At 60.3% G+C, this 22,632-nt stretch carries 19 protein-coding genes and 1 pseudogene; 10 read left to right on the forward strand and 10 right to left on the reverse strand.

The features are described from left to right. Window positions 1-136: 136 nt before the first annotated feature. The 9 genes from J2045_RS02860 to J2045_RS02900 all read right to left on the reverse strand — a co-directional run bounded on the left by J2045_RS02860 (window position 137) and on the right by J2045_RS02900 (window position 8,952). On the reverse strand, window positions 137-1,324 hold the full coding sequence (locus J2045_RS02860) for a saccharopine dehydrogenase family protein (RefSeq protein ID WP_307369171.1): 1,188 nt from the start codon (window positions 1,322-1,324) through the stop codon (window positions 137-139). 50 nt (window positions 1,325-1,374) lie between these two features. Then, complete coding sequence (locus J2045_RS02865; protein ID WP_307369173.1) at window positions 1,375-2,886, reverse strand: aldehyde dehydrogenase family protein; 1,512 nt, start codon at window positions 2,884-2,886, stop codon at window positions 1,375-1,377. Window positions 2,887-2,962: 76 nt separating this feature from the next. Beyond that, entirely contained in the window at window positions 2,963-3,310 is a 348-nt protein-coding gene (locus tag J2045_RS02870) for a cupin domain-containing protein (protein WP_370872961.1), read from the reverse strand. Between the two features lie 26 nt (window positions 3,311-3,336). Next, entirely contained in the window at window positions 3,337-3,687 is a 351-nt protein-coding gene (locus J2045_RS02875) for a cupin domain-containing protein (protein WP_307369252.1), read from the reverse strand. Between the two features lie 4 nt (window positions 3,688-3,691). Then, a complete protein-coding gene (locus J2045_RS02880) occupies window positions 3,692-4,987 on the reverse strand; it encodes a nucleotide disphospho-sugar-binding domain-containing protein (protein WP_307369176.1) in 1,296 nt (431 codons plus the stop codon). A gap of 17 nt (window positions 4,988-5,004) precedes the next feature. Continuing rightward, window positions 5,005-6,066 carry an ABC transporter ATP-binding protein gene (locus tag J2045_RS02885; protein WP_307369177.1) on the reverse strand — a complete coding sequence of 354 codons (1,062 nt, stop codon included), beginning with the start codon at window positions 6,064-6,066 and terminating at the stop codon, window positions 5,005-5,007. Beyond that, complete coding sequence (locus J2045_RS02890; RefSeq protein ID WP_307369179.1) at window positions 6,063-6,851, reverse strand: ABC transporter permease; 789 nt, start codon at window positions 6,849-6,851, stop codon at window positions 6,063-6,065. Before J2045_RS02890 ends, J2045_RS02885 begins: the two co-directional genes overlap by 4 nt. Continuing rightward, window positions 6,848-7,735 (reverse strand): ABC transporter permease, encoded by an 888-nt coding sequence (locus J2045_RS02895; RefSeq protein WP_307369180.1) that lies wholly within the window; start codon window positions 7,733-7,735, stop codon window positions 6,848-6,850. Before J2045_RS02895 ends, J2045_RS02890 begins: the two co-directional genes overlap by 4 nt. 146 nt (window positions 7,736-7,881) lie before the next feature. Next, window positions 7,882-8,952 carry a polyamine ABC transporter substrate-binding protein gene (locus J2045_RS02900; RefSeq protein WP_307369182.1) on the reverse strand — a complete coding sequence of 357 codons (1,071 nt, stop codon included), beginning with the start codon at window positions 8,950-8,952 and terminating at the stop codon, window positions 7,882-7,884. A 211-nt stretch (window positions 8,953-9,163) separates the two neighbouring features. On the opposite strand from J2045_RS02900, the gene J2045_RS02905 reads away from it, so the two are divergent. The 10 genes and pseudogenes from J2045_RS02905 to J2045_RS02950 all read left to right on the forward strand — a co-directional run bounded on the left by J2045_RS02905 (window position 9,164) and on the right by J2045_RS02950 (window position 21,329). Then, the gene (locus J2045_RS02905) at window positions 9,164-10,096 is read left to right on the forward strand and encodes a GntR family transcriptional regulator (protein WP_307369184.1); all 933 of its coding nucleotides are present in this window, start codon (window positions 9,164-9,166) and stop codon (window positions 10,094-10,096) included. 17 nt (window positions 10,097-10,113) lie between these two features. Then, window positions 10,114-11,382, forward strand: a complete 1,269-nt coding sequence (locus J2045_RS02910) for a glycosyltransferase (protein ID WP_307369186.1) — start codon at window positions 10,114-10,116, stop codon at window positions 11,380-11,382. A gap of 56 nt (window positions 11,383-11,438) precedes the next feature. Then, entirely contained in the window at window positions 11,439-12,914 is a 1,476-nt protein-coding gene (locus J2045_RS02915; protein ID WP_307369189.1) for an aldehyde dehydrogenase family protein, read from the forward strand. Window positions 12,915-13,032: 118 nt separating this feature from the next. Continuing rightward, window positions 13,033-14,003: pseudogene (locus J2045_RS02920) on the forward strand (IS5 family transposase). An 87-nt stretch (window positions 14,004-14,090) separates the two neighbouring features. After that, a complete protein-coding gene (locus J2045_RS02925) occupies window positions 14,091-14,786 on the forward strand; it encodes a response regulator transcription factor (protein ID WP_307369191.1) in 696 nt (231 codons plus the stop codon). Between the two features lie 253 nt (window positions 14,787-15,039). Further along, a complete protein-coding gene (locus J2045_RS02930) occupies window positions 15,040-17,025 on the forward strand; it encodes a primary-amine oxidase (RefSeq protein ID WP_307369193.1) in 1,986 nt (661 codons plus the stop codon). A 102-nt stretch (window positions 17,026-17,127) separates the two neighbouring features. Continuing rightward, window positions 17,128-18,306, forward strand: coding sequence for an ABC transporter substrate-binding protein (locus J2045_RS02935; protein WP_307369195.1), 1,179 nt, complete (start codon window positions 17,128-17,130; stop codon window positions 18,304-18,306). 73 nt (window positions 18,307-18,379) lie between these two features. Continuing rightward, window positions 18,380-19,495 (forward strand): ABC transporter ATP-binding protein, encoded by a 1,116-nt coding sequence (locus J2045_RS02940; protein ID WP_307369197.1) that lies wholly within the window; start codon window positions 18,380-18,382, stop codon window positions 19,493-19,495. Window positions 19,496-19,525: 30 nt separating this feature from the next. After that, window positions 19,526-20,461, forward strand: coding sequence for an ABC transporter permease (locus tag J2045_RS02945; RefSeq protein WP_307369199.1), 936 nt, complete (start codon window positions 19,526-19,528; stop codon window positions 20,459-20,461). A gap of 13 nt (window positions 20,462-20,474) precedes the next feature. Next, on the forward strand, window positions 20,475-21,329 hold the full coding sequence (locus tag J2045_RS02950) for an ABC transporter permease (RefSeq protein ID WP_307369201.1): 855 nt from the start codon (window positions 20,475-20,477) through the stop codon (window positions 21,327-21,329). 64 nt (window positions 21,330-21,393) lie between these two features. On the opposite strand, the gene J2045_RS02955 is transcribed toward J2045_RS02950, so the two are convergent. Further along, window positions 21,394-22,239, reverse strand: coding sequence for a copper chaperone (locus J2045_RS02955; protein WP_307369203.1), 846 nt, complete (start codon window positions 22,237-22,239; stop codon window positions 21,394-21,396). Between the last annotated feature and the right edge of the window lie 393 nt (window positions 22,240-22,632).

Here is a 22,632-nt window from a genome sequence, read left to right on the forward strand (position 1 = left end):
GCCGCCCCGTGTTGAAGCGCATCGATTGAGTCCCCTTGCATCGTCTGTGGAAAGGACGAGAGGACAGCCTGAACAGGCGACCGCTTTGTCTCGTTCGCGAGGTCATCAGCGGCCCGGGCCCTACAGTCGAAAAGCCTTATTCCATATGGCTCGCGACCTTGAACTTCCGCTTTGCGAGCTCCGCAAAGTAGGGCGATACCTCGAAATATTCCTCCGGCGCCCAGACACCCGGCTTCATGGTGCCGGCCAGCATCAACTGTGCGGCAATCGAACCGTTCATCGATGTGCAGGCATCGACATAAGGGGCATAGATCGGATCCGGCTCGACGATGACTTCGACCCGCACTGTTGTTGGCTTGCCGTTCTTTCGTCCCTTGCCGATGGCGAAGTGAATCTCGTGGCTGTCCTGTTCAGGGATCCGGTCACGATTGCGCTCGATGTTGCGATTGATGACCTTTTGCAGCACGTCCAGTGGAGTGATCTCGACATTGTTGATGACAACAGGCTCGGCAAAATCCCCGAAGCCGGCCTTGACCAGACCGACCCAGGCCTCATGCTCGCGATGCGGCAGATGCAGCTTCCACGAAAACTCCTTGATGCCCTTCTCCCGGATCCCGTCAGCCAACGGCACCGTCAGCTGTTCGGAATGCGGAGAATGCATGAATTCACACGATCCCCAGGGCTCCGGGAGTTCGAGAACCTCCCGCCCGCTCATCGGGGCACAGGTCACATGCTCCCCTCCATAGAACTGCGTGCTTTCCTGCGCATATTCCGCCAGCACGGTCGAGATGCTGTAGGGGGGCACGAGAACCGGATTTTCCTCGCCGACGAATTCGGCGGCCCAATAGAGCTTGATGGAATCGATCTCATCGAGCTGGTCGGCCACTGCGCGGCAAATCACATTCGACATGCCAGGATCCGCTCCACAACCGATCACGGCAGTGACACCGGCAGCCTTGAACCGGTCGTGCTCGGCCAGCTGCTTGACAGTGAAGGTCCCGAGCCCACCCAGATCGACATAATGCACCTTTGCCGTCAGGACAGCCTCGAAGATGGCCATCTGGAAGCCGAGAAGGGTCGGTACGCAGTTGATGCACAGATCGGATCCGGCAATCGCTGCAGACAGGATCGCGCCATCGGCAACATCAAGATCGACAAGCTCAATGCGAGGGTCGGAGAGCTCCGCCTGCAGAGCTTCCATGCGTGGGCGCGCCGCATCACACAGACGGATGGTCGTGATGTCGATGATGCATCGGTCGGAAAGCAGATCGCGGATGATGCCCGCGCCCATCAGGCCGGCGCCTCCAAGGATGGTGATGATCATGTATTCTTGTCCCTGTTGTCATCTCATATGCGCCGGCCCGGCCGGCTAACTCAGACGTGCTTGCGGCCACCTGTTTCGTAGAACCAGTCATCCGGATAGGGATACCACCAGTCCTGCCGCACCGGCTTGTGGTCGATGATAACCATCTTGGAGCGGCGGAAGGTGTCGAGGCCGAGGCGCGAGAGTTCGCGGCCGATGCCCGATGATTTCCAGCCGCCGAAGGGTAGCGCGTCATTGTCGATCAGGGGATTGTTGACCCAGACCATGCCGGCCTCCAGTCGCTCGGCAGCGTCCATGGCCTCCTCCAGCGAGGTGGTGAAGACCGAGGCGCCGAGGCCGAATTCGCTGTCATTCGCCTTGTCGATGGCCTCGTTGAAATCGGCAACGCGCATCACGGCGGCGACAGGGCCGAAACATTCCTCATGCATGATCGCCATATCGGCGGTGCAGCCGGTGAGGATGGTCGGCTCATAGAACCAGCCGACCGGTTCCGACGGCGGGATGCGCCCGCCGGTTTCGACCTTTGCGCCCTTTGACACGGCATCCTCCACCAGCCTGATCACCTTGGCACGGGCGGCTTCCGAGACGAGCGGGCCGATTTCCGCGCAGCTCAGCCCATGACCGATGCGCAGGCGTCTGGTTTCCGCCACGAATTTTGCGATGAAGTCATCAAACACGGCATCGACCACGAAGAAGCGCTCGGCCGAGGTGCAGACCTGACCGGACATGTGGAAGGCGGCTGTGACGGCGCCGGCTGCGGCAATCTCCAGCGGCGCATGGGCGGTGATGATCATCGGATCGGAGCCGCCCGCCTCGATGACGGCAGGCTTCATCTGCCCGGCGGCGGCCATGGCGACCGCCCTGCCCGCAGCAACCGAGCCGGTAAAGGCCACCGCATGGGTCTTCGGCGAGGCGATCAGTGCCTGGGCGAGCGCAGCCCCACCCGGCAGGCAGGCAATCAGTCCATCCGGCAGATCGGCAAAGACCTGCATGAATTCCAGCGTCGAGAGCGTGGTGGCCGGCGCCGGTTTGATGATGCAGCCATTACCCGAGGCGAGCGACGCCGCCACCGTCCAGCACATCAGAAGGATCGGGAAATTGAAGGGCATGATGTGCACGGACAAACCGAGCGGTTCGTAGCGGGCAAATTGGAAGGACCCGGCCTGCGTCGTGCCGGCCACCTTGCCGGCCTCGTCGCGGGCCATTTCGGCGAAATAGCGGAAGGCACCGGCGCAATTGGCGACTTCGCCGATCGCTTCCGGATAGGGCTTGCCCATTTCGCGCGACATGATCTCGGCGCAGCGGCGCATGTCGGTCGCCTCGATGCGGTTGGCGATCTTATGCAGGATAGTGGCCCGCGTCTTGGCATCGAGTGCCTTCCACTTGCGCTGTGCAGCGGTTGCGGCGTCCAGCGTTGCGGACAGCTCGTCCCCGGTCACTTCGGTAATCACGCCGACCGTTTCGAGACGGGCCGGATCGATGACCTCAAGGACAGGCCCCAGACTTTGCCGGTAACCACCGGATGAATAGTATTGGGGCTTGGAAAGGTCGAAACTGCTCATGGCGTCCTGCCTGCATGGTAAATTCGAGAATGGGACGGCGCGCCCGGCACGGGGTTTGGTCCGGGCGCAGCTTCGGTCAGCGGATCATGTAGACCTTCTTGATCGTCTCATGGACCGTGCAGACGCCCTTCCAGTCCTTGGGGAAGAAGGCGGCGGTATCGGGCGTGATCTCGATCACCTCGCCGCTTTCATGCACATAGGTGCTGCGGCCTTCGAGGAAGTGGCAGAATTCGTCGCGCGTTACGTGGCAGTCCCATTTGCCCGGCGTGCAGATCCAAAGGCCGCATTCGCTTTCGCCATTCGGTCCCTTGTGGATCAGCCTGCCGGAGACATGGCTTACGCCCTCGATCATGGTCGGGATAGTGCCCCAGTCGACGAGGTCGGTCTGCTCAAGGGGATTACGCATCAGGGGTGCGGAGGTCATGGTCATGGTCCTTTCGAGTGGCCGGATCAGGCCAGCATGTAGATATTGCGCATGGTTTCATGCACGGTGCATTCGCCGGTCCAGCCGGCCTTGAACATCACCGCCGTGCCGGGCGAAACTTCGATCACCTCGCCATCATCAGAGCGATAGGTCGCCGAGCCGGCGACGAAATGGCAGAACTCGTCGCGCGGGATGGACAGGCGCCATTTTCCCGGCGTGCAGACCCAGATCCCGGTTTCCGGCTGGTTGTTCGGACCCTTGAAAAGAAGGCGCCCGGTGGAGGCAGAACTGCCCTCGATGGCATCAGCCTGCACACCCCAGTCGACGAGGTCGGCAAAGGTGGTGGCGCCATGGATATGCGGCGCCGTGGTCTTCAATGTGTCAACCATTGTGAGTTTCCGTCTTCAGCAGCGTGTCGAGAATGCCGGCAGCCTTTTTCGGGCCGTTCTGGCTCTGCATGTGTTTGGACGTGGCAGAAAGTTTCGCCTTCATCGCCGGGTCGTTGATCATGTGATCGATCTTTGCGGCGAGGTCCGCATCAGTCCAGTCATAACGCGGCATCTTGAAACCGTGGCCGGTTTCGTCGACGCGGGTCGCATTGTCATGGCCGTCCCAGACATAGGGCATGATGATGGCGGGCTTGCCGAAATAGAGGCATTCGGTGAAGGAGTTGTTGCCGCCGTGATGGATGACGGCATCGACCTGCGGGATCACCGAGGGCTGCGGGAACCAGCTGTCGATGATGACATTGTCGGGCACATCGGAATACTGATCCTTGTAATCGCCGACATTGACGAGCGCGCGATAGGGAAGTTTCGCGACCGTGGCGATGATCCGCTTCAGAAGCTCGGTATCACCGGCGCCCAGCGAACCGAAGGAGACATAGAGCAGCGGCTTGTCGTTGTTCGCTTTGAAGACCGGCACCTCATAGGGCTTTTCCGAGCGCACGCAGCCTTCGAGATACTGGAACTGGCCGGGATCAAGCGGGTGTTCGCGCTCGAACTTGACCGCTTCCGGATAGAGCAGAAGGTTCATGAAGGGCGAAGCTTCGAAGAACTGGCCGATCGGATAAGACGCCTCGCCATTTTCGGCCAGGAAGGCGTTGAAGTCTTCATGGATCGGCTGGATCACGGCATTGAAATGATCGCGATAGGCGGCATGGCCGGCATAATCGTCAGCGCCGCAGCCGGACAGATGCGGCGGGATCTTCGTATCCTCGATCTCGTTTTCCGAGCAGGAAATGATGCGCACCCAGGGCTTGCCGAACTGCTTGATGGCCGGGAACAGGATGACATTGTCGACGCAGATCAGGTCCGGCTTGATGCGGGCGAGCACGCCCGGCAGATCCTTCTGCGCCCATTTGGCGCTGTCGACGATCGCGGTCCAGCAGTCCTTCACATAGGTGTCGATCTGCTCATAGGGGCTCTTGCGGAAATTCGGGATGTGGCCGTTGATGAAGTCCTCCCAGAACTTCGCCATCTGTTCCGGTGGCATGGGTTCGGAGAGGTTCACCGGATGCGCCTCGAAGCCATAGCCTTGATAGACGGAGACAAAGCCCGGATCAGAGAGGAAGACGGCCTTGTGGCCCAGTGCCTCGACGGCCTGGGCAATGCCGACCGAGTTCAAGGCGGGGCCGAAGGCGGCTTCGGGAAAGAATGCGATGGTCTTTTGCGACATGGGGCTCCCCTTTGTTCTCAAGCCTTGAAAAGACGGATGCGATCCGGATCGATCGCGATGTAGATCGTGTCACCGGCGGTGTGCGGAACGGCGGCATTGGCCGGCACCCTGACCTGCAGCGGCGTCTCGCTGGCGGCGATCCTGACATGCAGGACGCGGTCGAGGCCGTGATAGGCCATGTCGACGACCCTGCCCTCGATGCCTGCACCGGCTGTTGTGACCCTGATGTTTTCGGGCCTAACCGCCAGAGTTGCGATCCCGTGGATTTCGGTCGAGACGGCCAGGTTGAGGCCAACGGCATTGAAGCTCCCGTCGGACGCGACCACACCGTCAATGAAATTCATCACGCCGATAAAATTGGCGACGAAGCGATCGGCGGGCCTTTCATAGACCTCTTCCGGCGAGCCGCATTGCAGCAACTGGCCATCCTTCAGGATCGCCATGCGGTCGGCCATGACGAGGGCCTCTTCCTGATCGTGGGTGACGATGATGAAGGTGATGCCGACCTCGTGCTGAAGACGTTTCAGCTCCAGTTGCATGCGTTCGCGCAGTTTCTTGTCGAGCGCGCCGAGCGGTTCATCGAGCAGCAGCACCTTGGGACGCTTGACCAGCGCCCGGGCCAGCGCCACACGCTGCTTCTGTCCGCCGGACAGTTGATCGGGCTTGCGCGCGGCGAACTGGCCAAGGTCGGTAACGGCCATGATTTCTTCGACGCGCCTTGCGATTTCCGCCTTGGGCAAGCGGTCCATCTCAAGCCCGTAAGCCAGGTTGCGGGCGACGGTCATATGCGGAAAGAGCGCATAGGACTGGAACATCAGGTTGAGCGGTCGCTTTTCCGGCGGCAGGGCGGAAATGTCCTTGCCTTCCAGCAGGATGCGGCCACCGCTCGGCGTCTCGAAGCCGGCCAGCATGCGCAAGAGCGTGGTCTTGCCGCAGCCCGACGGGCCGAGCAGCGCGAAGAACTCGTTGCGGCGAATGTCGAGCGAGACGTGATCGACGGCGGTGACCGGCCCGAAGCTCTTGTGAAGGCCGTCGATCGCCAGGATCGGCGCGTCATGCGAAAGGCGCGTATCAGTCATTGCATCTGTTCTTTGTTGAGCCATTGCGAGATGAGCAGCGCCGTGGCGCTGACCCCCATGACGATCGTGGCAAGGGCATTGATTTCCGGCGTGATGCCAAAGCGGATCATCGAATAGATCTGGATCGGCAGCGTGATCGAGGAGCGTCCGGCACCGGCCGTGAAGAAGGCGATGATGAACTCGTCGACCGACAGCGTGAAGGCGAGCAAGGCACCGGCGACGATCGCCGGCAGCAGAACCGGGAAGGTCACGCGCCAGAAGGTCATCCAGCCCGACGCGCCCAGATCACGCGAAGCCTCAACGATGGAATAGTCGAAATGCTTGAGCCGCGCCCTGACCACCGAACTGACGAATGCCAGATCGAAGATGACGTGACTGATGATGATCGTGTGCAGGCCGAGCGTCACATTGAGCAGCGAGAAGAAGGTCAGAAGGGCGACCGCAAGCACGATATCGGGAATGACCATGGGCGCGAAGGCGAGCGCCTCAAGCCCGGTGCTCTTGCGGCGGCGGCTTTCCATGCCAAGGGCCAGCAGCGTTCCGAGCACAGTGGCAATCACAGTGGCGAAAACGGCAACAATCAGCGTGTTCCAGGCGGCGCCGAGGATCTCGCCATTGCTGGCAAGGGCTGCATACCACTTGAAGGAAAAGCCGGACCAGCTTGTCGGCAGCCCCGCCTCATTGAAGGACAGGCCAACCAGAACTGCGATCGGCAGATAGAGAAAGCCGAAAACGGCCAGCAGGACGAGCCGCCCCGGAACGCGCGAGGAATGGGACAGTCTCATACGCCTGCCCTCGCCTGCTGGTCTGCATTTTCGCCTGCCCTCTCGCCGCTGGCGCGCGCCGTTGCCCGGGCCTGCAGCATGAGGAGGAGGATCATGATGGCAATCAGCACCAGGCCGAGTGCGGCGCCGAACGGCCAGTCATTAGCGCTGAGGAACTGGTCATAGACGACATTGCCGATCATCTGGAACCGTCCACCGCCCAGCAGGGCCGGCGTGACGAAATTGCCGATCGACAGGACAAAGACAAAGACGCCGCCGGCTGCGACGCCTGGCAGGGTGAGCGGCAGTGTCACACGCCAGAAGGTGCGGAACGGACCGCCGCCGAGATCGCGGGAGGCCTCCATCAGCTCCGGATTGAGCCGCGACAGCGACGAATAGATCGCGAGGATCACGAAGGGCAGATAGTTGTAGACGAGGCCGATGATCACCGCGCCCTCGGTATAGAGAAGCGACAGCGGCTCGCCCTCATAGCCGAACCAGCGCAGGAGATTGTTGATAAGGCCTTCGCGGTTGAGCAGCACCATCCAGGCATAGGTCCGGATCAGGTAGTTGCTCCAGAAGGGCAGAACGGCAAAGAACAGCAGCATGGGCTGGCGCATCTGTGGCGCACGGCTGATCGCATAGGCCGCCGGATAGGCGATCAGGATCGCCAAAAGCGTGGCAAGGCCGGCAATGCGGGCCGATGTCAGGAAGATATTGGCATAAAGCGGATCTATGACGCGGGTGAAATTCTCGAGCGTCAGCGTGTATTCAATGCCACCCCAGACGCCGCGTTCGAAGAAGGCATAGGAGAGGATGAGCAGGCATGGCACGATCATGAATGCCACGAGCCAGGCGACAGCCGGCGCGGCAAGCAGGTTCGATCGGGCGGATTGGTAGGACATGCAGGCGTTCCACGACACTGAAATGGCAAGGGCTGCGGCCAAAGGACAATAGCGTCCAGAGCGGGTCATCCCGAGGGGCGATCGAGGGAGACAGGCGCCTCCCTCGATGCAGTGCAGGCAGTCGTTGGCGATTGCCGGACGTCAGGTCAGTTGGCGGCCTTGATCTCGCTGACGGCGCGAGAATAGTCCTTCTGGGCCGGACCGAGATCACGCAACAATTCGAACTTTGTCAGCTCCGCCGGTGTCATGCCCATGTTCGGGTATTGCTCGATCAGTGCCTTATCGAGGCTCTCCATCGCCGGCTTGTTCGGCACCTTGTAGAGGATGTTCTGGGCTGCCCAGGCATGGTTTGCCGGATCAAGGATGAAGTTGATGAACTTCATCGCCGCATCCTTCTTCTCCGAGTTCTTCATGACGACGATGGTATCGACCCAGAGATCCGAGCCCTCCTTCGGCACGACGAACTTGATGTCCTTGTTTTCGGTGATGCCATAATTGCACCAGCCGTCCCAGGCATGCACGAGCGAGGCCTCGCCTGAGACAAGCTTCGAATAGAAGGTCGTGTCGTCATAGGCGAGCAGCGTCTTTTTCGCCGCGATCAGCAGATCCTTGACCTCGGCGATCTTTGCCGGGTCCGTCTCGTTGACCGAATAGCCCTTGGCGAGTTCGCCCGCCGCCATCAGCCAGCGGTCGGTCGCGAGCATAGTGGTCTTGCCCTTGATGTCATCCGAGGGAGCCAGCAGGTTCATCCAGCTGTCGGGCGTGGTCTTGACCAGATCGGAACGATAGCAGAGGCCGGTGGTGCCCCAGGTATAAGGCACGGAATAGGCATTGCCCGGGTCATAAGCGAGGCTTGCCGCTTCGGGGTAAAGATTGGCGAGGTTCGGAATTGCCGCCTTGTCGAGCGGCTCCACCAGGTTCTGGTGGTTGAGGATTTCGGCAAAGGGCGAAGATACGAAGACAAGGTCATAGCCCTTGCCCTGGCTTGCCATCAGCTTGCCCATGATTTCTTCGTTGGTGGCGTGATTGACCACCTCGATCTCCAGACCGGTTGCGGCCTTGAAGGTCTCGGCAATGTCCTTTGCCATATAGCCATCCCAGTTCGAGATGACGAGATCAGCCGCATTGGCTGCAGTCACGCTGCCGGCAAGCATAGTCGCGGCGAGAAGTCTGACCGTATAGACACGGGTTTTGGCGTATCCGCTCTTCTTGTGCACGGATCTCTCCCTTTGCTGATGATTGTTCCAACCTCGTCGGCGAGGTGTCGGTCATCCGATCTCGTGTCGCCGTTGCCTGGCAGTATTAATTGAAAAAATAATACGTCAATAGACTCCGTCGATTTTCTTTAACCACGGAAAAAAGACAGGCTGCCGCTTGCCAATTCCGCCTGAAGAGGCGAGCATGGAACGGATAATCAGCAGGTGATCCATGTCGACAGAACCCGGGCGCATACATTTCCGCCATGTGGAATTGGCACAAAAAATACTGGACTATGCCAGCGAGCGGGGGATGGCGCCCGGCGAACGGCTCGCCGAACAGGCGCTGGCCTCGCATTGCAATGTCTCCAGGACGCCTGTGCGAAAGGCGCTGCAGGTCCTCGCCGAACGCGACCTTGTGACCGCCGATGCGGATGGCGGCTATGTGCTGTCCATCGACCCCATGACGGTGGCGCGCCTGGATGACGCTGACGAAAAGGACGGCGATCCGGAGGTCTACTCCGCCATATTGCGCGACCTTGCCGCCGGCCGGATTGGAGAAGCCCAGACGGTTGTCGCCCTGCAGAGACGCTATGACGTCTCCCGTCAGGCAGTACAGAATGCGCTACAAAAACTCTCTGAAGACAATCTGGCCGAGCGGGGAGCCGGCCAGCAATGGCTCTTGAAACAGTTTGCACTGGGCGCCGATGCCGTCGCCAAATCCTATGAGTTTCGCCTGGCGACCGAACCGCTGGCCCTGACGCTGCCGGACTTTCGCCGCGACCTGCCGGCGCTGACCTCCCTCAGGCAATCGATGCTGATCCTGCGCAGCATGAGCGAGGCTGATTTTGACCGCAGGCTCTTCGAGCGCACCGACTTTGACTTTCACATGCTGGTGGCGCGCGGATGCGGCAACCCGTTCATGGCGGAGGCGCTTGTGAGCCACCATCGCCGCCGGCGCTCCAACACCGCGGCAGCCCATGTGAACACCTATAGGCTAATGCAGTCCAACCTGGAGCACATCCAGATCCTGGAACAGATCGAGCGCGGACTGATGGAGCTTGCTGCAGATCTGATGCGTGTGCATATACAGCTGTCGCAATCGCAGAGGCCGCGCCTGGCAGGACGCGGCGTACCGCCGGCCTTCAAGGTCATATCGCGATAGGTCAGCCAAAGAGATCCATGTCAGCACAAAAGACGATTGCCCTCTTCCCGGAAGCAAGCTACGGCGCCGCATTGAACTGCGTCGGCATCGCGCAGGAATTGCGCCGGCTGGGCGCCAGACCCGTTTTCATCTGTCATCCGGGTTTCAGTGGCATCTTTGCCGAATATGGCTTTGCCGAATACCAGCTGGCCGACAACGGACCGGGTCAGACCACGGACTGGAACGAGTTCATCAGCCGGCACCAGGATGCCTTCCGCCAGACAGCCTCCGAGCAGCTGAGTTCCTATGTGGGACCGACCTGGGAGGCGATCGTCGAGACCGCGATCGGCGTCGAGGAGCCCCTGCGTCAGCTCCTGGCACGGCTGAAGCCGGATGCAATCGTTCTGGACAACGTTGTGATGTTCCCCGCGATCGCGACGGCCGGGGTTCCGTGGGTCCGGGTGGTCTCCTGTGCAGAAACCGAGATCCCCGATCCGCTCGTTCCGCCCTACCTGTCGGGCCTTGGTGGAACGCCGAGCGCAGACTGGACGGAATTCTCGGCGCGATACGAAAAAGCGACGGCCACAGCGCACAAACGCCTGTCGGCCTTCATGCTCGACTGCGGATTGAAGCCGCCCTCGCCTTCCTCGTTCCTGGATCCCTCGCCGGATCTCAACCTGATCCTGGCGCCGGAGATCATCCGCCATCGCCGCGCCAAACCGCTCGACCCGCAGCACTTCCTGTTCCTGGACGGGTGCCTGCGTCGGGAAACGCCGTACCAGCCACCACGTTTTGCCAGCCACAACGATCAGGCCCTCATTCTGACCAGCTTTGGGTCACTTGGCGCCATGGATGTCGAGATGCTCAGGCGGATGATGGAGGTCTTTGCCACCCTGCCCTATCGCTTCCTCATCAATGTCGGCCACTGGCGCGATGACTATGTCCAGGTGCCGGACAATGTCTTCCTCGACAGCTGGTTCCCGCAGCCCTCCGTCGTATCGCAAGCCAGCCTCTTCATCCATCACGGCGGCAACAATAGCTTCTGCGAAGCCCTCTATTTCGGGGTGCCGTCCCTTGTGATGCCCTATTGCTGGGATGGCCATGACAACGCCCGGCGAGCAGCCGAAACAGGCGTCGGGCAAATGCTTCACCGCTACGACTGGCTGCCGGACCAGCTGGCTGGAATGATCCAGGCGCTTCTGGACAATGACGAGATGAAGACACGCCTCAGCGAGAACGCCATCAAGATGCAGGGATTTGCCGGTGCGACCCGCGCCGCCGAAGCCATACTCGGTCTCATGGGCTGACAGGCGCTATCGCCCCGTCGCCTTCGCGAAAGACGAAAACAGGAAAAGGGGAAGACATGCAGCAAAAGCTTTTCATCGATGGCCAATGGCACTTTCCCGTTCAGGGCGGCGTCTTTCCTGTGGTCAATCCGGCGACGGAAGAGGTGATCCATCAGGCCCCCGCAGGCACGGCTGCCGACATTGATCTTGCCGTGAGCGCAGCAAGACGCGCCTTTGACACAGGCCCCTGGCCCCGAATGAGCGGGCGCGAGCGAGCGGGCTATCTGCGGGCCATGGCAGAGAGGATTACGCAGCGGAAAGAGGAGCTTGCCCGTCTCGAGGTGCTAGACAACGGCAAACCGCTGCCCGAAGCGATATGGGACATCGAAGACACCGCAGGCTGCTTCTCGTTCTATGCAAATCTCGCCGAGGAGCTTGATGAAAGACCCGAAGAGGCCGTTGCGCTGGCTGATGCCCGGTTCACCTCGAAAGTGCTGCGGGAGCCGGTGGGCGTGGCAGGTGCGATCATCCCGTGGAACTATCCCCTGCTGATGGCCTCCTGGAAGGTTGCTCCAGCCCTGGCGGCGGGATGCACCATGATCCTTAAACCATCGGAACTGACGCCCTTGACCGCGCTGGAACTGGGCGTGATCGCCGAGGAGGTCGGGCTGCCCGCTGGCGTCTTGAACATCGTCACGGGCCTGGGTGGCGATGCGGGCCAGCCGCTGTCCGAGCATTCCGGCGTCGACAAACTGGCATTCACAGGCTCGGTCCCGACGGGCGCCAAGATCATGGCCGCCGCAGCACGCGACATCAAGAATGTCAGCCTGGAGCTCGGCGGCAAGTCGCCCTTCCTGGTCTTTGCCGATAGCGACATCGAAAAGGCCGTCGAATGGATCATGTTCGGGATCTTCTGGAACCAGGGGCAGGTCTGCTCGGCCACGTCGCGCATCCTTGTTGAGGAGACACTTTACCCCGCTCTTATGCAGCGATTGATCCAGGAGGCTGCCAAGATCAGGATCGGCGATGGCCTCGATGAAGCCACTCTGCTTGGCCCGCTCGTTTCCAGCGGTCAATATCAGAAGATTATTGCCATGATCGAGCAGGCGCGAGAACACGGTGCAACCGTGGCCTATGGCGGAAAGCGCCCCGAGCAACACCAGATCGGCTACTTCCTCGAGCCGACAATCCTAACTGATATGGCCGAAGATAGCATCATCTGGCGGGAGGAAGTCTTCGGGCCGGTTGTTTGCGTCAAGACGTTTCGGGATGAGGCCGATGCAATCCGTATGGCGAATGACAGCCGCTTCGGCCTGGCCGCAGCTGTCATGTCAGCAGACGAGGCCCGTTGCGAGCGTGTTGCCCGTGCCCTGCGCGCAGGCATTGTCTGGATCAACTGCTCGCAGCCCACCTTCACCGAAGCACCCTGGGGCGGCTACAAACAATCGGGCATCGGCCGCGAACTGGGCAAATGGGGGCTCGACAACTACCTGGAAGTCAAGCAGGTGACCACCTTTGACCAGCGCGAGCGCTGGGGCTGGTATATAAAATAAAGCCTCGTGAATAAGGTCGTGTTCCGAAGAGTGATGTCGCTAAGCGTTGGTGCAGGGATCAAATCTCAACGTTCTGCATCTATGCGGCCAGGATGGGAAATGGGGTGATCGATCCAGCATTCCGCACAAACATAACGCGCCCGCCGCCATCACATCGGAAAACTGAAGTTCAGGGCGAGGAACTGGCAGGGGGGTGAGGCGGGCCTTCGCCCCTTGGCAGTTTAACCCTTTGGATAACGCCGGAAACACTGGCGGGCTGGGCCGCCCCACGGCACAAGACGAGAGGGGGCCAGCCTCTCTATTCGGATCTGGCGATCGAAACTACGTGACGTTGGGCATGGTATTCGGAATACGGCTGCGCCAGAGCGAACGGCCTCTGAGTTCGGTGCTTGATATGATGAGACTGGATTTGCCAGTGCCCGACAACGCGACACTCAGCCGACGGGCCAGAAGCAACGACCGGCAACAGTGGCGGATGACCCCATTCATGTGCTGGTCGACTGCACCGGGGTGAAGATCTATGGCGCCCGGCCAATGGCTGGACGAGAAGCACGGCGCAAAGTCCCGGCATGGCTGGCAAAAACTGCGCCTGGCTGTTGATGCCGACAGTGGCGAGATCATTGTCGATTTCCCGACAGATCTGGAAACAGGCGATGTCTCGCAGCAGGAACCATTGCTTGATCAGGTCGATGATGAGATCGACCAGCTGACTGCCGATGGAGCCCATGGTGGCTATCCATCCTACGACGCAGCTCGAAGTCACAGCGAAGGCTCAAGGGTCGTCATTCCACCGAACTCGTACGCAGTTGAACGACCCAGCGCCCAGGCATCCTTCCAGAGAGACGATCACATCGCAGATTCCAGATCGATAGCCGGTTGAAATGGCTGATATCGACCGGCTATGGCAAACGAGCTTTGGTTGAAACCGCGATTAGTCGATACAAAGGCATCATTGGACCGCGTTTGCGTGCTCGTTTATTCCGTGCGCAGCAGACAGAGGCTGCGGTCGGCGTCCCCATCCTTAACCGAACGTCCGCTTGCGGACGCCCAAAATCCGTTCATCAGCTGATCCACGCCAACGCCTTTTAGAATCGATATCGAAGGGGCGCTTGACTCACTTGCTGCACTGCACCGATAATTGGTGCGCGGCGTTTTAGCGCACTGTGGAGCATAGCCATGGCTTTCTCAGAGGTTCGCAAGCGGGAATTCATCAACGAGACATTTCGACTGCTTTCCGGGACACTGGGGGCAAGCAGGCTGGTATTCTACTCCGTTGACGACAACAACAACCTGCACAACTTCGTGTGTTCGCGCGTGCCTTCCGAATTTCTGAAAATCTACATCCGCGAGATGCACGCCCACGACCCGCTGCATGTGCGCCAAATCAAACACGAACAGAGCCCGGTGCTGAAGATGAACGATGCGGGGCGCTACTCTGCGGAGAGCGAAGTCGCCCTCTACCGGCAATTCCTCAACGTCTTCCAGGTCAGCGATACGATCGAATTGATCTTCCAGCGAGACAGCCAGATCTATGCCGGCATCTGCGTGATGTGGACCGCCGACGACGCCAAACCTGATGACACGCAGTTTCATCTGGCCGATACGCTGCACCCCTATATTTCCTACAATCTCAAGGCGGTGTTTACCCGCTCCAAAGCGGCTGAGGCGGTGCAAGCCAACGCCCTTCTGCATCTCACCCAGCGCGAGGCCGAGGTTGCCAGACTGCTGTGCTGCGGCCGGACCAATGCCGACATCGCGCAATGTCTGGGAATCGGGTTGGCAACGGTGAAGACCCATCTCATCCACATCTTCGACAAGGCTGGCGTCGACAATCGCGCTGGGCTGGTGTCACGGATGATGCAGCTCAGCTGACATACCGACCAATCTGAAACGTGAACACCGGCCAGGGCGCAGCTTCGGACGGCGACGGGGCTCGGCCGTCTGGCCGCATGAGGTCTTATCGCTTTGCAGCTACAGGGAAAAACTCGGATTCTTTGACTTATGTCAACCATTCGGTGGATGGACATTATTTAGGCATGCACAAATATTGACCTCCAAGAGTTGACGGATCGCAGCCATGACGCCTGCGGATGTTGACGGTGAAAACCGGAATGGAGGATCGGCCATGAACGAGAGGCCTAATGTTTCCCTGCCCCTGCAAGCCACGTCTGCCTTCGCGCATCCGCTCGATCCGCTAACGGCGGAAGAGTTGGTCAAGGCCGCGTCGATCCTGCGCGCCCACTTCGATTTCGGCCCTGCCCTGCTGTTCGAGACGATCGAATTGCTGGAGCCGGCCAAGGAGGTTGTCCGGGCCTTCATTCCCGGCATGCCGATCGAGCGCAGCGCGCGCTTCAACGTGCACAAGCGGGGCGGCACCGGCGTCTGGCGCGGTAGACTGGATCTCGGCAGCGGCACGGTAACTGTGGTCGAGTTCCTGGCCGATGCCCGGCCGATGATCTCGCCGGAAGAATTCATGATGATCGAGGATGTCGCCAAAGCCGATCCGCGATTTCAGGAGGCGATCCGCCGCCGAGGCATCGAGAACATGGCCTATGTCTGCGTCGACCCCTGGTCAGCCGGCAATTTCTCCGTGCCCGGAGAGGAAAACAAGCGGCTGGCGCATACCTTTGTCTGGCTGCGCATGTCCGATCTCGACAATTATTACGCCCACCCGGTCGAGGGGCTGAACGTCGTGGTCGATGTCGACAAGTTGGAAGTGCTGCGGGTCGACGACCATTCTGCCGCCTCCGGCACTTTCGTTCCGGTCCCCGACACCCTGATCAACTACGATGCCGACCTGCTCACCGATTTCCGCAAGCCCTTGAAACCGCTGGACGTTGTCCAGAGCGAAGGCCCGAGCTTCACCATCGAAGGCAACAAGCTCACCTGGGATAACTGGGATGTGCGCATCAGCTTCAACGGTCGCGAAGGACTTGTCCTGCAGCAGGTTGGTTATACCGTGGACGGCCAGCGTCGGCCGATCCTATACCGGGTGTCGATGGCGGAAATGGTCGTGCCTTACGGCAATCCGGATGGCGTGCATTACCGCAAGAATGTCTTCGACAGCGGCGAATACGGTTTCGGCAAGCTGGTCAATTCCCTGGCGCTCGGCTGCGATTGCCTCGGCCATATCCACTACATGGACGTCGTTTTGCCCGACATGATGGGCAATCCACGCCTGATCCCGAGTGCGATCTGCATCCATGAAGAGGATGCCGGCCTTGCCTGGAAGCATTTCGACTTCCGCTCGGAGCGCACCGAAACCCGCCGCATGCGCCGCCTCGTCATCTCCTCGATCACGACCGTCGGCAATTACGAATACTGCTGCTACTGGTACCTTTTCCAGGATGGCACCATCGAATTCGAGATGAAGGCGACGGGCGTCATCAACACCGCCGCCTGCATTCCCGGAGCCGAGCAGAAATACGGCACCGAAGTGGCCCCGGGCGTGGTCGGCCACATTCACCAGCACGTCTTCTGCATGCGGCTCGACATGGAGGTCGACGGCCCCGACAATACCGTCGTCGAATGCGACACGGTCGCCCCGCCGATCGGCCCCGACAATCCGATGGGCAATGCCTTCTGTGTCGAGCAGACGCCGCTCACCAGCGAGCTCAAAGCACGCCGCAGGGTTGACTTCGAAAAGTCTCGCTATTGGAAGATCACCAATCCCAACGTCAAGAACTGGGTCGGCAAGCCGACCGCCTACAAGCTGGAAACTCCCTCGGCCATCCAGTCCTACACCCATCCGGACGGCCCATCCGGCAAGCGCGGCGGCTTCGTCTACAACCATCTGTGGGTAACACCCTACGATCCCGAGGAACGCTTCCCCGCCGGTGAATACATGAACCATTCAACCGGTGACGATGGCCTTCCTGCCTGGACGGCCAAGGACCGGTCGACCGACAATACCGATATCGTCGTATGGCATTCCTTCGGTCTGCATCACATCCCCCGCGTCGAGGACCATCCGGTGCAGCCCTGCGTGCTGTGCGGCTTCAAGCTTATGCCGGTCGGCTTCTTTGACGGCAATCCGTTGATCAACCTGCCGCCTGAAACCAACAAGGCCAGCAAATCCAATACCCAAGGTTCCGCCTGCTGCCACAGCTGACCAGATGGCGGGCCATGCCCGCCTTGCCTCCAGCGATATGGCGATGTCCATACGCGCTGCCCGATCGCCATGATTGTCGATGTCCAACCAGAGGGTCCATCCATGAAGCGTCGAAACCTCTTGCAATCCTTCAGCCAGTCCCGGCGCGCCTTTTTGCGCGACACTGTCTCGATCTCGGCCGGCATCGCCGCCGCCTCCATGATGCCACGCGGCGCCTGGGCAGCCCGCGAAAGAGAGATGAACATCTATTGTTGGGAGGGCTACAATTCCGACAAGGTGCTCGACCCGTTCCGCAAGGAATTCGACTGCACCGTCAAGGCGCAGGGGCTGATCTCCGACCCGGAAGCCGTCAACCAGCTGCGCGCCGGCGACACCAAGGTCTGGGACGTCATCAACCTGAACAATGCCTGGGGCCGCCGGCAACTCTATCCGGAAAACCTGATCAAGCCGCTGGACAAGGCAAAGTTCGAGCCGCTGTGGGACATGATGATCCCCGAATTCAAATGGCCCTATCACTGGGCCATGTCCGACGACGGCAATTCTCTGCTCGGCATGATCCAGCGCTACGGCCCCTCCGGCATGCTGGTCAACACCGACAAGGTCTCGGCCGCCACCCTTGCCGATGAAGGCTACGACCTGATGCTGCAGGATGACTACAAGGGCAAATATGCCGTGCTGATGTATGACGACTGGGTGATCATGCATGTGGTGATCGCCGCCGGCTTCAGCCCGTTCCGCGAAATGACCGATGATGAAATCGCCAAATACGAAGTGGTGATGCGCAAGCTGATCAACAACGCCGCTTTCCTCTCCGACGACATGAACGCCATTGCACTCGGCATGATCAACGGCTCGATTGAAGGCTCCTTCCCCGGCAGCGTCTATTCGGTCTCAGCGGCCCGCTACGACGGCAACCCCAACCTGCGCTGTGTCGTGCCCAACAAGGGACCGGAGGAAATGGGCGGCAAGGCCGGCGTCTGCTGGATGGAATTGACCTCGCTGGTCAACAACCCGCAGCTCTCGCCGCGCGCCGAGGATTTCATCGAATACTGTTTCCGCCCAGAAACGGCCAAGAACGTCTCGTTTGCCGAGGGCACCTACAACCCGGTCGGGCAGATGGGCGATCCCAAGGTCATGGCCCTGTTCAACACCGAAGAACTCGACGCCTTCCAGTACGATACCCTGGCGGCCGACATGGCCAAATGCGCGGACTTCGACATCATCCCGAGCTACACCAAGTTGCATGAGATCTTCTCCGCCGCGGTGCGCGAGAAGGCCTGATCAGGCCGGGAGGCCGGCACTCCCGGCCTCCCCAGCGTTCTGCGCCTACTCAACAGACCGATGGGACCGTATGATGACAGCCGCCGCCGCCGACATCGCATCCACAACGCCCCTGCCCATCCTCCAGCTGCGCGCCGTCGACAAGTTCTTCGGCGAATTCCCAGCCATCGACCGCATAAGCCTCGACATTCGCGAGGGCGAATTCTTCACCATCGTCGGTCCATCCGGCAGCGGCAAGACGACCATGGTGCGCATGCTGGTCGGCATGGACAAGCCGACCAATGGCGACATCTTGCTGCGCGGCGAACGCATCAACGATGTACCGGCCAACAAGCGCCCGACCTGTATGGTCTTCCAGTCGCTCGCGCTGTTTCCCCATCGCACCGTCGGGCAGAACATCGAGTTCCCCTTGAAGATCCGCGGCATGAAGGCTGCAAGCCGCAAGGAACGCGCGCTGGAACTGATGGCGCAGCTCCGCCTGCCGGACAGCTATTACGGCAAGGGCGTACTGCAATGCTCCGGCGGCGAACGCCAGCGTGTCGCGCTCGCCCGGGCGCTCGCCTTCGATCCGGAAATCCTGTTTTTTGACGAGCCGCTTTCGGCCCTCGACTACAAGCTGCGCAAGATCCTGGAGAAGGAACTGAAGGACATCCACCGCGAGACCGGCAAGACCTTCGTCTACATTACCCATTCGCTTGAGGAAGCCATGGTGATGTCGGACCGCATCGGCGTGATGAACAAGGGTCGCTTCGTGCAGATCGGCACGCCCAACGAGATCTACGGCAATCCCTCGACCCGTTTCGTCTCGGAATTCATGGGCGAGGTCAACATTCTCGACGTCGGTCCCGGCCCGGACGGCACAGTGATCGACCAGGCAACCGGCGCAAGCTATCTGGCACCGCCGATCGCCGACGCCTTTGCCGGTGGCTCACTCGTCATCCGCCCCGAAGACATCCGCTTTCTCGACGACCCAGCCTCCCCTGCCGCCAACAAGCTCGAAGGCGTGGTCTACAATGAATATCTGCTGGGATCGCGGGTGCAATATCAGGTGCGGGTTGGCGATGCCCAGGTCTTCCTGGTCGAGAAACTGCGCGAGCAGCAACTGGCAAGTACCCGCGGTGGCCGCGTGACGATTGCCTGGGACGCCAAGGACTCGACCATCTTCCCGACAGCCCGTTTTGCCAATTGATATGAGCCGTATTGACGAAGGACGTCGCTTATGACGGATGCAAGCGAAACGCTCAGCCACAATGCCGCTCTGCCGCGCCGGGTCTCGCGGACCGAAGCCTGGCGGGTGCGGCTTGGCCGCGGCATGATGAAACCCGGCTTTCTGGCTGCTCTGCCGGTCGGGCTTCTGCTGCTCTTCGGCTTTCTCGGCCCCTTGCTACTGGTTTTCGTCTTCGCCTTCATGCCACCGCAGACCTTCTCCGTCCTGCAGATGCCGACGCTTGAGAATTTCCGCACGATCTTTGCCGACAGCTATTATCTGTCCTTTGTCGCATCTCTGCAGCTGGCCGCCTCCACCGTCGCGATCCTGCTGGTGATCTGCTATCCCCTGGCGATCGCCATGGTGCGGGTGTTCACCCGCAAGGCCGGTATTCTGGCGCTGGTGCTCGCCGCGCCCCTCTTCGTCGCCGACAATCTGCGGCTGATGGGTTGGATGCTGTTCCTGGTCAAAGGCGGCGTTGTCTCCGGCACTCTACAGACTTATTTCGGCATCCCCGTCGATTCCATGCTCTACACCTTCAGCGCCACGCTGTTCGGTCTCGTTTACATCAACCTGCCGATGATGCTCTTCCCGATGATCCTCGGCGTCTCCATGGTGCCGACCCAGATGCGCGAAGCCGCCTTCGATCTCGGCGCCAGCCGCTGGCAGGTGATGAAGGAAGTCGACATTCCGCTCGCCATGCCCGGCATCATGATCGGCGCGCTGATCACCTTCATCCTTGCCGCCGGAGCCATCACCGAGGCCAAGGTGCTTGGCGGCACGGCCGTGGTGATGATCGCCCAGGACATCCAGAAGGAGTTTACCTTCGCGCAGAACTGGCCGAAAGGCTCGGCCCTGTCGATGCTGATGATCGTGCTGGCAGGCTCGCTGGCGCTGGCCATGTTCAAGCGCGTCGATCTGGACACCATCTTCGGGCGCAAGGGATGAGGGGATCACGCCTATGAACGATTTCAGCCGCCGCGCCACCCTCGCCTATGGCTGCGCTATGGCCGCCCTCATCTTGTTCATGTATCTGCCAATGATCACCATGGCGCTCGCCTCGTTCTCGCGCTCCAAGTATTTCAGCTTCCCCGTGCCGAAATACTCCGACAAATGGTATCTCGAAGTCTTCGAATCCCTGTCGATCCGTGATTTTTTCTGGACATCCACCGTGGTTGCGATTGCCGTCGCCTGCCTGTCGACAGTGCTCGCCTTCTTCGGCGCGCTGGCCTTTGCACGCTATGACTGGAAGGGGCGGGGGCTGTTCCAGAAGATCATTCTTCTGCCCATCCTCTTTCCGCAGGCCGTGCTGGGCCTTGCCCTGCTCCTGTGGTTTACCGCGCTCGGCATAACGCCCTCCTGGCAGGCGACCGTCTTTGCCCATCTGGTCTGGATCGCGCCGATCGCCACGCTGGTCATCGCCATCCAGGTCTATTCCTTCGATCCGGCGGTGGAAGAGGCCGCCTATGATCTGGGAGCAAGCCGCTGGCAGGTCTTGTGGGAAATCACCCTGCCCTTGCTGGCTCCGGGCATATTTTCCGGATTCACATTCGCCTTCCTGCTGTCCTGGGCGAATTTCCCACTCTCGATGCTGTCCTCGGGCGCTGACTCCACCATTCCCGAATGGGTCAGCGCCAAGTTGCAGTCTGGCTATACGCCGCAGGTGCCGGCCGTCGGCACTCTGACCATCCTCGCCGCCGCCGTGGTCATGGCGCTCGGCCACCAGATCTCGGCCCTGATGAAGCGGCGTCAGATCAAGGGTTTAGCTCAAAACCAGATCAGCGGATTGGCCGACGCCAAGCGCTGGCAGCTTTGATTGGCCGAAGGGGGACAATTCGGACAAGATCGTCGCGCAGACGCAACCGCGTTTATTAGACTTATCAAGCTGTTCCTGCGGAATACACCCACACCGATCCGGCAAGAACGAGGGCAATGCCGATGGCCTGGGATACATGGTTCTTCGCCACCCCTCTCTCAAGGATCATCGCCAACAGAAGAAGCATCATGGCGACGATGTTCATCATGCCAAGGACGATCATGGTCGTCATCAGCAGCCCGTTAGATTTCACACAATACCCGGCATAGCGCATGCCCGCCGCCGCCGATGCGCCAATGCTTGCGTCACTATGCGTTGCCGGAACGGCGCGTGTTGCGATCTTGAGCCGCGCCCTGTGTTTAAACGGTGTCCATTGATAAGCTCCGGCACCAATGACAGCACCTGCCGCCACAACGCCTGTCATGCCTGCCGTGGAGACGAGGTGTGAGCCGACGTGAAGATGCAAGGCCATATCGATTGTCGCCAGCATCAGGGAAAACAGGATCCAGATGACGCCGTAGCCGCCGAGGAAGCCGAAAGCCGCGGTGGCGGAACCTCCGCTTTGAAGCATCCGCCACGCAGGGGTCGCACAAGGCAACATCATCGCCAGCGTCATGATTACCCCCATTCCGCAGAACTGGCTCCAGGCAATCCATGAAAACGTCGGCGATACATCCGTAATACAAAGGGACTGCCAGAGCTCTGAGGGGATATCTTTCATCATAAGGACGACACCACTGGCGGCCGCCATACCGGGGCCGAGCGCCCCCGATTCAGGCGAGGACATGGCCGTACTGAGCATATCGAAAATGACCAGCCACCCCAAAACGACAAAGCTCGTCGCGAGGAGATATGCAGGTCGTGCGACATACGGAAACCGTATCGAAGGCAAAAATTGCGGGGAAAGCATCCCGGCTGTTCCTCTCGAGGCAGACCCATCCAAAATTGAGATTCAAGTCTGCGCACGAGAGAGACGCTATGCAATCGACCGTTTGGTGGAGGGGCTGAGGCGACCATGGGTAAACTCGCCAACCCGTGCGGGAGCCGGAGCACCGGGGTTTGCCGCCTTGTGAATGATGTAAGGCGCTGGAGCGCGGACGATACCTTTCGTTTCTACAACGCTCGTCGTTTCAACAATGCTGGAATTCGTGTCATCGCCGAGAGACCCTGCGGCGCTCTCCATAACCGTCTGCTCTGAGACCGAACTTTGAATAGCCCCGCGTTTCGTAGACACCCTCGGGTTACGTTTTCTGCTGCCTTTCGAACTCGACGGGCGACTGCATCCCGTTCCTGACGTGTTTGC

This window comes from Peteryoungia aggregata LMG 23059 (assembly GCF_030814435.1).
Lineage (GTDB): Bacteria > Pseudomonadota > Alphaproteobacteria > Rhizobiales > Rhizobiaceae > Allorhizobium > Allorhizobium aggregatum.